At 62.3% G+C, this 13,291-nt stretch carries 13 protein-coding genes and 1 riboswitch; all 13 genes read left to right on the top strand.

Features of this window, described 5'->3' with window-relative positions; translation table 11 throughout:
* The first annotated feature begins 317 nt into the window (after positions 1-317).
* The 13 genes from VV088_RS16945 (at position 318) to cobT (ending at position 13,288) form a co-directional block, all read left to right on the top strand.
* Positions 318-584, top strand: coding sequence for a cysteine-rich small domain-containing protein (locus VV088_RS16945; RefSeq protein ID WP_334601868.1), 267 nt, complete (start codon positions 318-320; stop codon positions 582-584).
* A gap of 46 nt (positions 585-630) precedes the next feature.
* Positions 631-832: riboswitch (cobalamin riboswitch) on the top strand.
* 125 nt (positions 833-957) lie between these two features.
* Entirely contained in the window at positions 958-1,971 is a 1,014-nt protein-coding gene (locus tag VV088_RS16940) for a sirohydrochlorin cobaltochelatase (RefSeq protein WP_334601867.1), read from the top strand.
* Positions 1,968-2,852 carry a hypothetical protein gene (locus VV088_RS16935; RefSeq protein ID WP_334601866.1) on the top strand — a complete coding sequence of 295 codons (885 nt, stop codon included), beginning with the start codon at positions 1,968-1,970 and terminating at the stop codon, positions 2,850-2,852. Before VV088_RS16940 ends, VV088_RS16935 begins: the two co-directional genes overlap by 4 nt.
* A gap of 8 nt (positions 2,853-2,860) precedes the next feature.
* The gene (locus tag VV088_RS16930; RefSeq protein ID WP_334601865.1) at positions 2,861-3,964 is read left to right on the top strand and encodes an ABC transporter substrate-binding protein; all 1,104 of its coding nucleotides are present in this window, start codon (positions 2,861-2,863) and stop codon (positions 3,962-3,964) included.
* Between the two features lie 41 nt (positions 3,965-4,005).
* Complete coding sequence (locus VV088_RS16925; protein ID WP_442913183.1) at positions 4,006-4,914, top strand: FecCD family ABC transporter permease; 909 nt, start codon at positions 4,006-4,008, stop codon at positions 4,912-4,914.
* Positions 4,907-6,757 carry a cobalt-precorrin-5B (C(1))-methyltransferase CbiD gene (gene cbiD, locus VV088_RS16920; RefSeq protein ID WP_334601863.1) on the top strand — a complete coding sequence of 617 codons (1,851 nt, stop codon included), beginning with the start codon at positions 4,907-4,909 and terminating at the stop codon, positions 6,755-6,757. The genes VV088_RS16925 and cbiD overlap by 8 nt, the downstream gene beginning before the upstream one ends.
* Positions 6,742-7,485: a precorrin-4 C(11)-methyltransferase gene (cobM, locus tag VV088_RS16915; RefSeq protein ID WP_334601862.1), complete on the top strand. Its 744-nt coding sequence runs from the start codon at positions 6,742-6,744 to the stop codon at positions 7,483-7,485. The genes cbiD and cobM overlap by 16 nt, the downstream gene beginning before the upstream one ends.
* Entirely contained in the window at positions 7,482-8,393 is a 912-nt protein-coding gene (locus tag VV088_RS16910; RefSeq protein WP_334601861.1) for a cobalt-precorrin 5A hydrolase, read from the top strand. Before cobM ends, VV088_RS16910 begins: the two co-directional genes overlap by 4 nt.
* Position 8,394: 1 nt before the next feature.
* Positions 8,395-9,123: a precorrin-3B C(17)-methyltransferase gene (cobJ, locus tag VV088_RS16905; protein WP_334601860.1), complete on the top strand. Its 729-nt coding sequence runs from the start codon at positions 8,395-8,397 to the stop codon at positions 9,121-9,123.
* Positions 9,120-9,854 carry a precorrin-6A reductase gene (gene cobK, locus VV088_RS16900; protein WP_334601859.1) on the top strand — a complete coding sequence of 245 codons (735 nt, stop codon included), beginning with the start codon at positions 9,120-9,122 and terminating at the stop codon, positions 9,852-9,854. Before cobJ ends, cobK begins: the two co-directional genes overlap by 4 nt.
* Complete coding sequence (cbiT, locus tag VV088_RS16895; RefSeq protein ID WP_334601858.1) at positions 9,851-10,996, top strand: precorrin-6Y C5,15-methyltransferase (decarboxylating) subunit CbiT; 1,146 nt, start codon at positions 9,851-9,853, stop codon at positions 10,994-10,996. Before cobK ends, cbiT begins: the two co-directional genes overlap by 4 nt.
* Positions 10,993-12,288: a cobyrinate a,c-diamide synthase gene (locus VV088_RS16890; RefSeq protein ID WP_334601857.1), complete on the top strand. Its 1,296-nt coding sequence runs from the start codon at positions 10,993-10,995 to the stop codon at positions 12,286-12,288. Before cbiT ends, VV088_RS16890 begins: the two co-directional genes overlap by 4 nt.
* Positions 12,281-13,288 (top strand): nicotinate-nucleotide--dimethylbenzimidazole phosphoribosyltransferase, encoded by a 1,008-nt coding sequence (gene cobT, locus VV088_RS16885; RefSeq protein WP_334601856.1) that lies wholly within the window; start codon positions 12,281-12,283, stop codon positions 13,286-13,288. The genes VV088_RS16890 and cobT overlap by 8 nt, the downstream gene beginning before the upstream one ends.
* Positions 13,289-13,291: the final 3 nt, after the last annotated feature.

Raw genomic sequence — 13,291 nt, 5'->3', positions numbered from 1 at the left:
ATGAGATTAGAAAATTGTCATGGTGAATGAGGCGAAGCGCAAAATGTATGATTCTTTTGGACCTCCATCGGTTGTGCTGTGTTGTGAATCGAAAGCAAAACTGGCCATGGTGGAACAGGTACAGAGAGGGGTTCTGCTCGTCGTGTCTGCCTGGGCAGACACGACGAGCAGAACGGGAGAAGGCGCGGAAAAGGTATTTGTGTCGGCATCGACACAAATACCTTTTTCGCGCCAAGGCTTCATATATTTTTTGCCTTGCGTTTTTTACACAGGTCGATTATACTGTTGTCACGTTCATCAGCAAAGGACTGAGATATTTGTCTGCGGATAAAAAGTGCTCTTATTTCTCCAACCGGGAATGTGAATACTTCCCCTGCCATCCGGGCGCGGCCCCGGAGAATTTCAACTGCCTGTTCTGCTGGTGCCCGCTATACCTGCTGGGGCCCAGGTGCGGAGGAAACTTCGTAATCCGCCCTGATGGCCGCAAGGACTGTACCGGCTGCCTCTACCCCCACCAGCGGGAAAGCTATGGGGAGATCGTCTGCCGGTACAGTGAGATTGCGGAGGCTATGCCCAGCGAGTAAAAAACTGTTGCAAATCTTGTCGCTGCGTGATATGATACGGAAAAATTGAATATAGAAAGCGTTCGGTGCCGTGTTCCTTTGGGGGGCACGGATAATAGGGAAACAGGTGAAAGGCCTGTACGATCTCGTCACTGTATGTAATGAGCGCGCCGTCTGAGTCGGAAAAGACAGCCACTGGCGAAAGTCGGGAAGGCGGCGGTGCGTGTTGACTTACGAGTCAGGAGACCTGCCGGACTGCTGGTACAGGAGCGTATGCTCCAGGCCACGAGGTATTGGCTGTACCGTTTTACCTTGGGAAATTCCCAGGGTTTTGCGGCGTAGTCATCTTCGGGTGACTGCGTTTTATTTTGTGCATTTTCAGGAGGTAAAGAAGATGAAAACGAGAAAAATCCTTGCGCTGGCCCTTGCCGCGGCTGTGACTTTGTCCCTGCTGTCCGCCTGCAGCGGGAAGCAGAACACGCCCGGAAGCTCCAGCCAGGCCCCTGGGAACGCGTCCCAGAGTCAGCCCCAGGTCCCGTCCGGCTCCGCCAGCGAGCCGGAGGACGACGAGGACTACACCACCGGCGACGCCTCTCTGGACAACCCCCGCAACCAGGATGGCATTGGGGAGACCGAGCTGCTGGTGGTCAGCTTCGGCACCAGCTTCAATGACAACCGCCGTCTGACCATCGGGGCCATTGAGGAGGCCATGGAGCAGGCGTTTCCTGGCTACTCTGTCCGCCGTGGCTTCACCGCCCAGATCGTCATCGACCACATTCAGCGCCGGGACGGCGAGGTCATCGACAACGTGACTCAGGCCCTGGACCGGGCGGTGGACAACGGCGTTAAGACGCTGATCGTCCAGCCTACCCACCTGATGAACGGCTTTGAATACAACGACGTGGTGGATGAGGTCGCCCAGTACGCCGACGCTTTCGACGAGATCATCATGGGTGCCCCCCTGCTCACCTCGGATGAGGATTTTCAGATCGTTGCCCAGGCCATGGTGGACGCCACCGCTCAGTATGATGATAGCAAGACCGCTATCTGCTTCATGGGCCACGGCACCGAGGCGGAATCCAATGCTATTTATGCCAAGATGCAAAAAGTCCTCACCGATGGCGGACACACCAATTACTTTGTGGGCACCATAGAGGCCGAGCCCTCCCTGGATACCGTGCTGGAGCTGGTGAAAGCGGGCAGCTATGAGAAAGTAATCCTTCAGCCCATGATGATCGTGGCCGGGGACCATGCCAACAACGATATGGCCGGGGACGACGAGGACACCTGGAAGACCGCCTTTGAAGGGGCGGGCTATCAGGTGGAGTGCGTCCTCAAGGGCCTGGGGGAGTATGAGGCCATCCAGCAGCTGCTGGTGGACCATGTAAAGGATGCGGTCGCCAAATGAAGAAGCTGTGTTACATCTGCGCCTTGCTCCTGCTCCTGACCGCCTGCGAGCAGGGAAAAAGTCCGGCGAGCTTCTCTCAATCAGAGCCGCCCACCGTCTCCAATCAGGGACAGGTGGCCTCCTCCAGCCAGATGGCTCCGGTGGAGGACGTGGTGGACCCGAACATGGTCCCCATCTACGGCGATTCCCTGAAAGACGGTACTTATCCCATTACTGTGGACTCCAGCTCCTCCATGTTCAAGATCGAGAGCTGCAAGCTAAGTGTGGAGAACGGCCAAATGACCGCCGTCATGCATATGGGCGGCAAAGGCTACCTCAGTGTGTTTATGGGGACCAGAGCGGAGGCCTCCAGAGACGCTGAAATTCTTTTCCAGGAGGACGAGGCGGGAAACCACACCTTCACCATTCCGGTAGAGGCCCTGGACATGGGGATACCCTGCGCGGCCTTCAGCAAGAACAAAGAGATCTGGTACGACCGCACCCTGGTATTCCGGGCGGACTCCCTGCCCCTGGAGGCGTTCCGGGAGGGCGTCTACCCCACTGCGGACAGCCTGGAGCTGGAGAACGGCGGCTACACCGTGGAGGTGGAGCTGTCCGGCGGTTCGGGCCGGGCCAGTGTCCAGTCCCCCGCCGTCCTGCGGGTGGAGGGCGGACAGGCCTGGGCCACCATCGTGTGGGGAAGCTCCAACTACGACTATATGCGCATCGGAGAGAAACAGTTTTTTCCGGTTCAGACCGAGGGCAATTCCACCTTTGAGCTTCCCGTCCCCGTTTTTGACCGAAAGCTCACCGTCTTTGCCGACACCACCGCCATGAGCACCCCCCACGAGATCGAATATGCCCTACGGTTCGACTCCGGGACCATCCAGAGCGCGTCATGAAGCAAGGAATGTGGTTTTTCTTGCTTCTGCTGTTTCTGTGTGCCTGTGCCCCGCAGGAACAGTGGAGCGGGACCTGGGACGCCCTGGAATTGGACCACAGCGTAGAGCTGCGCTATGCGGATCAGTTTTCCATCAGCTGCTACCAGGGCGGCTATCAGAAGATCACCATCGGGACGGACGGTGCCTATCTGGTAATCCCGGAGGGCGGCAAGGTCCCGGAGGGCATCCCGGAAGACATCACCGTCCTCCAGCAGCCCCTGGACAGCATCTACCTGGTGGCTACCTCGGCCATGGACCTGTTTCGGGAGTTGGACGGCATCGGGGCGATCACTTTGTCGGGCACCGACGTCAACGGCTGGTACATCGACGAGGCAAAACAGGCCATGGGGTCGGGCGCTATGGTCTATGCCGGTAAGTACAGCGCCCCAGACTACGAGCTGATTCTGGACAAGGGCTGTGATCTGGCCATTGAATCCACCATGATCTACCACAGCCCGGAGGTGAAGGAGCAGCTGGAGCGCTTCGGCGTCCCCGTACTGGTGGAATGTTCCAGCTATGAGAGCCACCCCCTAGGGCGGATGGAGTGGGTCAAGCTTTACGGGGCCCTGCTGGGCAGGGAGGACGAGGCCCGGACTTATTTTGACGGCCTTTTGGAGCGCCTCACTCCCATTTTGGAGCAGGAGAACACCGGCAAGCGAGTGGCTTTCTTCTTCATCACCGCCAACGGCGGGGTAAACGTGCGCTGCTCCGGGGACTACATCGCCAAGGCCATCGGCCTGGCTGGGGGAGTTTACGCTTTCCCGGAGCTGACCAGCGAGGGGGGCGTCCAGTCCACCATGAACATCCAGACGGAGGAGTTTTACCAGAAAGCCCGGGACGCCGATATCCTGATCTACAACAGCACCATCGATGGGGAGCTGGAGACGCTGGGCCAGCTGCTGGAAAAGAGCCCCGTGCTGGGGGATTTCAAGGCCGTACAGGAGGGGAACGTGTGGTGTACCGGAAAAAATTTCTTCCAGGAGAGCCTGGGACTGGGGGACTTCATGGTGGACCTGCACCGGGTCATGACGGAGGAAGACCCGCCGCTGACCTATCTCCATCCCCTGGCCTGAGATACGCGGTCTGTTTTCTGCTGCTAGCGGGGCTGCTGGCCCTGCTGGCCGTGCTGAATCTGAGGGTGGGGAGCGTCCGTCAGCCCGACGGGGCCATCGTCTGGCGGCTGAGGGCCCCCCGGATGCTGGCGGCGGCCATCCTGGGGGGCGGGCTGTCCCTGTCCGGCTTTTTGCTCCAGACCTTTTTCGCCAACCCCATCGCCGGGCCCTTTGTGCTGGGTATCTCCTCCGGGGCCAAGCTGGCGGTGTCGCTGACCATGATCTTCCTGCTGAGCCGGGGGCTGGCGTCCACCTCGGCGGCCCTCATCGGCGCGGCCTTTCTGGGGGCTATGCTGTCCATGGGCTTCATCCTGCTCATCTCCCGGCGGGTACGGCGGATGTCCCTGCTGGTGGTGTGCGGAGTGATGATCGGCTATATCTGCTCCGCCATCACCGACTTTGTAGTCACCTTCGCCGAGGACTCCAACATTGTCAACCTCCACAACTGGTCCATGGGCAGCTTTTCCGGCATCTACTGGGACAGCGTGGGGGTGATCGCCCTGGTAACCGGGGCGGCGCTGGTCCTGGCCTTTGCGCTGTCCAAGCCCATCGGGGCCTACCAGCTGGGGGAGGTCTACGCCCGGAGCATGGGGGTGAACATCCGGCGGTTCCGGGTGGAGCTGATTTTGCTGTCCAGCCTGCTGTCCGCCTGCGTCACCGCCTTTGCCGGACCGGTGTCCTTCGTGGGCATCGCCGTCCCCCACTTGATGAAGCGGCTGTTCGGGACGGCCAGGCCCATTTTGATGATCCCCGCCTGTTTTCTGGGGGGCGGGGCCTTTTGCCTGTTCTGCGACCTGATAGCCCGTACCGCCTTTGCACCCCGTGAGATGAGCATCAGCTCGGTAACTGCCCTGCTGGGCGCGCCGGTAGTGATTGCCATGCTGGCCGGGAGGAGGCGGGAGCATGATTAGGACGGAAAACCTGTCGGTGGGCTACGGCAAAACGCCCCTGATTGAAGAGATATGCCTCCACCTGAAGCCGGGACAGATCATGACCCTCATCGGCCCCAACGGCTCGGGGAAATCCACCATCCTGAAAACAATTATTGGCCAGCTCTCTCCCCTCCGGGGGATGGTTTTTCTGGACGGCAAAGTGGACCTGTCCCCGCTGGAGCGGGCCCGAAAGCTGGCCGTCCTTATGACCGGCCGGGTGCGTCCGGAGCTGATGACCTGCTGGGATGTGGTTGCCATGGGCCGCTACCCCTACACCGGCCGGCTGGGCCTGCTGACAGAGGTTGATCGGGAGAAGGTCCGGGAGGCTCTGGCTCTGGTCCACGGGGAGGAGCTGGCCCCTCTGGATTTTTCCCAGATCAGCGACGGCCAGCGCCAGCGGGTGCTGTTGGCCCGGGCCCTGTGCCAGGAGCCGGAGGTGATTGTGCTGGACGAGCCCACCACCTTCCTGGACATCCGCTACAAGCTGGAGCTGCTGTCCGTCCTGCGGGAGATGGCCCAAAAGCGTAATTTGGCGGTGCTCCTGTCCCTCCACGAGCTGGAGCTGGCGGAAAAAATTTCCGACGTTGTAGTCTGCGTCCACAACGGGAGGATTGAGCACGCAGGCCCGCCGGAGGAAATCATTACAGAGGACTACATCAAAAAGCTGTTTGATATCCGGGAGGAAAGTCAAGACCTGTTCGTCCTCCGGGGCGGGAAACGTCTGCGCTGCGGGCGCACCACTGGAACCTGCGCCGCCCTGGCGGCTCAGGGGGCGGCGCGGCTGCTGCTCACCGGACAGGCTCCGGTTTCCGCCTCCCTCATTACACCCAAAGGGACGAGAATCGAAGCGCCCCTGGAGGATTGCCATATGGAGGGCAGCTCCGCTTTCTGCTCCGTCCGGAAGGACGGCGGGGACGATGTAGATGCCACCCACGGCCTGCTGATTACCGCCCAGGTGGAGCGGCAGGACGAACCCGGCGTGTCCATTGAAGGCGGCGCGGGGGTGGGCCAGGTGACGAAGCCAGGTCTGGATCAACCTGTGGGGGCGGCGGCCATCAACCGGGTCTCCCGGCGGATGATCGAGCAGGAAGTGCTGTCCATAGGGGACGAGCTGGGCTATGAGGGCGGCTTCCGGGTGACCATCCATGTCCCCGGCGGGGAGGAGGCCGCAAAAAAGACCTTCAACCCCCAGATGGGGATCGATGGCGGTATCTCCATCCTGGGCACCTCCGGCATTGTGGAGCCCATGAGCGCCCAGGCCCTGATTGACACCATCGCGCTGGAGATCAGGCAGAAGGCCGCCCAGGGGCACAAAAATGTCATCCTGACCCCGGGGAACTATGGCCTGGATTTCCTCCAGGACCAGGGAATGGACCGCTGGGGCATCCCGGTGGTGAAGTGCTCCAATTTTATTGGGGATGCGCTGGACGCCTGCGCCGCTGAACAATTTCAGGGCGTCCTGCTGGTGGGGCACATAGGAAAACTGGTCAAGCTGGCCGGAGGCGTGATGAACACCCACAGCCGTACCGCCGACTGCCGCGCGGAGCTGTTCTGCACCCACGCCGCCCTGTGCGGGGCGGGGCGAGAGGTCTGCCGGGCCTTGATGGACTGTCCCACCTCCGACGCCTGTATTGCTGTCCTGGACGGGGCCGGTCTGCGGAGGGCGGTGCTGGGCAGCCTGCTGTCTGCCATTCAGGACCACCTGGACCGCCGGGCTTCCGGGACATTTTCCATGGGAGCGGTGGTATTTTCCAACCAATACGGCCTGCTGGGCCAGACTTCTCAGGCAAAGGAGCTGATGGACAGATGGTCCACTTTGTAGGGGCGGGGCCGGGAGCCCCGGACCTGATCACCCTCCGGGGGGCGGAACTGCTCAGACAGGCGGATGTGGTGATTTACGCCGGCAGTCTGGTGAATCCCGCCCTGCTGGAGCTGTGCGGGGCGGACTGCGCCATTTATAACAGCGCCCAAATGACCCTGGAGCAGATATTGGAGGCCATGCAGACGGGGGAGAACATCGTCCGTCTCCACACTGGGGACCCCTGTCTCTATGGGGCCATCCGGGAACAGATGGACGCTCTGGATAAGCTGGGCATCCCCTACGACGTCACCCCCGGGGTGTCTTCCTTCTGCGGGGCGGCTGCGGCGCTGGGGGCGGAGTACACCCTGCCTGGGGTGAGCCAGAGCGTAATCCTCACCCGCATGGCCGGGCGGACGGCAGTCCCAGAGGGGGAGTCCGTCGCCGCCTTGGCCACCCACGGAGCCAGCATGGTCATTTTTCTGTCGGCGGGAATGCTGGAGGAGCTGCAAGCGGAGCTTTTACAAGGAGCTTACACCCCGGACACCCCGGCGGCGCTGGTGTATAGGGCCACCTGGCCGGAGGAAAGAGCGGTGCGCTGTACCGTGGGGACCCTGGCCCGGACGGGGCGGGACCATCAGATCAGCAAGACCGCCCTGGTGTTGGTGGGAGATTTCCTGGGCAGGGACTACCGGCGCAGTAAGCTCTACGACCCGTCTTTCACCACCGGCTTTCGGGAGGGACAGCCGTGATTTTCCTGATTTCCTTCACCGGTCAGGGGCAAACCCTGGCAGAAATACTTGCCCGGAGACTGGACGGGCAGGCTATCAGATGTGGCCAAAAGCAAAGCCTGGGCAGCTGGACGCGAGAGTATTTTCAGCCGGGAAATGCCCTGATCTTCGTGGGGGCCGTAGGCATTGCCGTCCGGGCCATTGCCCCCTATGTGGACAGTAAGCTTACCGACCCCGCCGTGGTGGTGGTGGACGAAATGGGGCGGTTTGCCATCCCCATCCTTAGCGGGCACCTGGGCGGGGCCAATAAGCTGGCCAAGAAGATTGAAGCAGTCTGCGGGGCCGTCCCGGTTATTACCACCGCCACCGATCTTCATGGCCTGTTCGCTGTGGACCAGTGGGCCAAGAAGCAAAACTGCGCCATTTTGAATCCGGAAAGCATTAAAAAGGTGTCTGGGGCTCTGCTGGCGGGCAGAAGGGTGGAAATTTGTTCTCCCTGGCCGGTGACGGGAGAGCCTCCGGCAGGGGTGTCTCTGCGCCTGATGCCCCGAATTGCTGTATTGGGCGTGGGCTGTAAATGGGGAACAAGTCAAGAAGCGCTGGAGGAGGCCTTCGCCGCCCTGCCGGTTCATCCGGCCTCCTTTTGCAAGGTGTGTACGATTGACTTGAAGCGAAACGAACCCGGACTGCTGGACTTTTGCCGTGCCCATGGGCTGGAGCTGGAGACCTTCTCCGCTGCTCAGCTGGGAGCGGTCACAGGTGAATTTTCAGCATCGGAGTTTGTGGAACAGGTCACCGGCGTGGACAATGTCTGCGAGCGGGCGGCGGTGCTGGGCAGCAACGGGACGCTGTGCTTGAAAAAGCGGGCAATGGGCGGGGTCACTATGGCTGTGGCGGCGGCGCCCTTCACCCCGGATTGGAGGTGGTAAAATGAATAAGGTCTATGTGGTGGGCATCGGCCCGGGTGGAGAGGACGGGATTACCCCACAGGCCCGGGCGGCTATGGATCAAGCGGAGGTGCTGTGCGGCTATCCCGTGTATGTTGACCTGGTAAAAGGGCTGTACCCCGGTAAGGAGACTTACACCACTCCCATGCGGCAGGAACTGGAACGGTGCCGCTGGGCGTTGGAGACGGCCCGGTCCGGCCGGACGGTGGCTCTGGTGTGCAGCGGCGACCCCGGCGTCTACGGGATGGCCAGCCCCCTGCTGGAGCTTGTTCCCGAGTTTCCCGAGGTGGATGTGGAAATTGTCCCCGGCGTGACGGCGGCCCTGTCCGGCGGAGCCCTGCTGGGCGCGCCCCTGGGCCACGACTTCTGTGTGATTTCCCTGTCCGACCTGCTCACCCCCTGGGAGGTCATTGAGCGGCGGCTGGCGTGCGCCGCCAAAGGCGATTTTGCAATCTGCCTTTATAACCCCGCGTCCAAAAAACGGGCGGACCATTTGAGGTGGGCCTGTGACATTCTCCTGCGGGACAAAAGCCCTGAAACGGTGTGCGGCTGGGTGCGGAACATCAGTCGAACGGGTCAGAATCGAAAAATCCTCACCCTAGCTCAGCTTCGGGAGGAGCGGCTGGACATGTTCACCACCGTCTTCATCGGCAGCAGCACCACCCGGAGTATGGACGGCTGGATGGTCACGCCGAGAGGCTACCAGCCATGAAACTTCTCATATTCGGCGGCACCACCGAGGGCCGGGTCTTGGCGCAACAGGCCGGTGTGCTGGGGGTGGAGGTGACCGTCAGCGTGGCCACGGAACTGGGCGCGGAGGAGTTGGACGGCCTATCCGATGTCCAGGTCCTCACCGGGCGGCTGGATCAGTCTGGGATGGAGGCCCTGCTCCCCCGCTTCGACCTGTGCGTGGACGCCACCCACCCCTACGCAAATATTGCCACCACTACAATCCGGGCGACCTGTGAGGGTGTGGGGACGCCTCTGCTCCGTCTCCTGCGCCCGGCCAGCCTGACAGAGGGCGTGATTGCCGTCACCAGCTGCCGGGCGGCGGCGGAGTTTTTGACGGACAGGCCGGGGAATATCCTGCTGGCCACCGGAGCTAAGGAACTGTCCGCCTTCGGAGAGCTGGACAGGGAGCGGTTGTATATCCGAATCCTGCCCACCCACGAGGGGCTGTCCGCCTGTGAGGATTTAGACATCCCCCACAGCCACATTCTAGCCCTCCAGGGGCCCTTTTCCCAAAAGCTGAACGAGGCCATTTTAGAGCAATATCAGATCGCCTGGCTGGTGACCAAGGATGGCGGGCGAGCCGGAGGGTTTGAGGAAAAGCTGTCTGCCGCACAGGCCGTGGGCGTTCAAACGGTACTGGTGGAGCGTCCCTCGGATCAGGGGGAGAACCTGGATGAGATTTTAGCCCGCATCAAGGAGCTGATAGAATGAAGGTAACGCTGATGGGTACGGGCTGCGGCCCTGTCCCGGAAATCCGAGCAGACTATGTGGTGGGCGCGGCACGTCTGCTGGAGGGGATTCCCGGACGGAAGGACGCGGCCACAAAGGCGGAGGACATTCTGCGTCTGCTGCTGGACTCTGGCTGTGAGCACTGCGCCGTATTGTACAGCGGGGACACCGGCTTTTACTCCGGGGCCCGGGCGCTGCTCCCGTTGTTAAAGGAGCGGGGCATCAAGACGGAAGTCAAGCCCGGCCTGTCCAGTGTGCAGCTTCTGGCGGCGCGGCTGGGCCGGCCCTGGCAGGACTGGGAGCTGTACTCCGCCCATGGGACCAGCTGCGACCCGGTGGCGGCGGTCTGTCAGGGGAACCCCGCTTTTTTCCTCACCGGCGGCCCGGACGGCCCGGCAACTCTATGTCAGGAACTGGTACATGCGGGGCTGGGGGAGCTGTCCGTCACTGTAGGTGAAAGCCTGGGATTTGATGGGGAGGCCGTCTCCTTTATGACGGCGGCGGAGTGTGCGGGGAAACCATTTGCCCCCCTCAACGTTCTGCTGGCGGAGTCGGCTCTCCGGTATCCCCGCAGGGTTCCCGGTATCCCTGACAGGGAATTTCTCCGGGCGGAGGGTGTCCCCATGACCAAGCAGGAGGCCCGGGCGGCCATCCTGTCCAAGCTGGCAGTGAGACCAGAGGATACCTGTTGGGACATTGGCGCAGGGACGGGGAGCGTCAGCGTGGAGCTGGCCCTCCAGTGCCGGGCAGTATGGGCGGTGGAGCGCCAGCCGGAAGCATTGTCCCTGGCCCGGGCCAACCGGGAGAAGTTTGGAGCCTGGAACCTCCGCCTGACAGAGGGGCGCGCCCCCGAAGCCCTGGACGGTTTTCCCGCCCCGGACGCGGTCTTTATCGGCGGCAGCGGCGGAGAACTGCCCGAGATTCTGGGGGCTGTCCGCCGGGCTAATCCCAAGGCCCGGGTGTGCGTTTCCGCCATCTCTTTGGAAACCCTCCACACTGTCATGACGGAGCTGCGGGACCCGGAGATCACCCAGATTGCCGTCAGTCGCTCCAAGCCTGCGGGACAGCTCCACCTGCTGACCGCCCAGAATCCGGTGTTCCTCGTCACGGGGGCGCTATCATGAGGCGGCTGATGCTGGCCGCCATGAACAGCGGCAGCGGCAAGACGGTGGTCACCTGCGCCCTGCTGGCCGCGCTAAAGGCCCAAGGGATTTCAGTCCAGTCTTTCAAATGCGGCCCGGACTACATCGACCCCATGTTTCACAGCCGAGTACTGAGCGTACCCAGCCGGAACCTGGACCTGTTTTTGCAGGGGGAGGCCGGTGTCCGCCGGACGCTGGGCCGTCAGAGTGCGGAGCTGGCCCTGATTGAAGGGGCCATGGGCTTTTACGACGGCGTGAAGGGGACGGATCGGGCCAGCGCCTGGGACATAGCCCGCACGGCGGATGTCCCCGTGGTGTTGATCCTGCGTCCTAAAGGAGCCAGCCTGACCCTGGCGGCGCAAATCCGAGGATTGCAGAGCTTCCGTACCCCCAGCCACATCGCGGGCCTGCTGCTCAACGACTGTAAACCCTCCCTCTATGCTTATCTCAAGCCCATCCTGGAGCGAGAAACCGGTTTGCCCGTAGTGGGCTATCTTCCGCCCATGGAGGAGGCTGTTTTAGAAAGCCGCCACCTAGGGCTGCTCACCGCCGGGGAGATTGAAAACTTGACTGCCCGTTTCGAGGCCATTACCCGACAGATGGAACAGACCGTGGACATCGACGCTCTGCTGGCCCTAGCCGGGGAGGCTCCAGAGGGACAGACTCCGTCCGTTTTGCCGCCTGTGCGCTGTAAAATCGCGGTGGCCCGGGACGAGGCATTCTGCTTCTGCTATGAAGATAATTTAGACCTCCTGCGGGAGAACGGTGCGGAACTGGCATTTTTCAGCCCTCTTTATGACCAAAACCTCCCGCTCGGCGTGGACGGGCTCTATCTGCCGGGGGGCTACCCGGAGCTGTACGCCCAAGCGCTCAGCGAGAACACCTCCATGCGGGAGCGCGTCCGCCAGGCGGTGACAGCGGGATTGCCCACTGTGGCGGAATGTGGCGGGTTTCTCTACTTGCAGGAGGCGCTGGAGGGTGAACAGGGAAAGCTCTGGCCCATGGCAGGCGCTCTGCTTGGGGCTGGATATAGGACGAATTGCCTCCAGCGATTCGGGTACAAGAGCCTGACGGCGGATGGGGACAGTCTGTTGCTCCGGGCGGGGGAATCCGTCCCCGTCCACGAGTTCCATTACTGGGACAGCACCGTTCCCGGGACGGTGCTGTCGGAGACAATGTACGCTGGCTTCCCTCACCTCCACTTCGGCGGGGTGCTGCCCTTGGCGGAGCGGTTTGTGGCGGGGGTCGTCCGATGGAGGAAAGAGCATGGATGAGGCAAGAAAGCGCTGGGACAGCTTGGCAAAACCTCTGGGAAGCCTGGGGCTGCTGGAGGACGTGGTCGTCAGAATCGCCGCATTGACGGGCAATGCGGACGTGCATCTGAACAACCGCGCCTTGCTGGTGCTGTGCGCCGACAACGGTGTGGTGGCCCAGGGGGTGACTCAGACGGACAGCTTGGTCACCGCCGCCGTGGCCCGGACCCTGGGGGCTGGGGAGAGCACCGTGTGCCACATGGCCCGGACGGCCGACTGCCGGGTCGTCCCAGTGGACATAGGCGTTCTGGACTTCCCCGGCACCGCCGGGGTGCTGGACCGGAGGGTCCGCAACGGTACCGGCGACATTACCCAAGGCCCCGCCATGAGCCGGGATGAGTGTCTCCGGGCCATTGAGGTTGGTATGGAATTGGTCAGAGAACAGAAAGCGGCGGGGGCGGATATTCTGGCTACCGGGGAGATGGGTATCGGCAACACCACCACCTCCAGTGCCGTGGCCAGTGTCTTGCTGGGGCTGCCCCCCGCTCAGGTGACCGGCCGGGGGGCGGGGCTGTCCGATGCGGGACTGGCCCGGAAGATCGCTGCCATTGAGCGGGCCGTTTCAATTAACCGTCCCGACCCCGCCGACCCTGTCGACGTGCTGTCCAAGTTAGGCGGGCTGGACCTTGCCGGGCTGTGCGGGGTGTTTCTGGGCGGGGCGGAGTACCGCATTCCCGTCCTGGTGGACGGTTTCATCAGCGCCGTGGCGGCCCTGTGTGCGGTACGTCAGAAGCCAGAGGCCGGGAGCGCCATGCTGGCCAGCCACGTCTCCGCCGAGCCGGCGGGGCGGCTGGTGCTGGACGCGCTGGGACTGAAGCCCCTCATCACGGCGGAAATGCGTCTGGGCGAGGGCAGCGGCGCGGTAGCGGCCCTCCCTCTGCTGGATATGGCCTTGGCGGTCTACCACAGCGGCCATACCTTTGGAAAAATGGGGATGGAGCCCTACATCCCACAAAATTAGGAG

Source organism: Lawsonibacter sp. JLR.KK007, from assembly GCF_036941135.1.
Taxonomy (GTDB): Bacteria; Bacillota; Clostridia; order Oscillospirales; family Oscillospiraceae; genus Lawsonibacter.
This window is presented reverse-complemented; position numbering and strand designations above follow the sequence as displayed.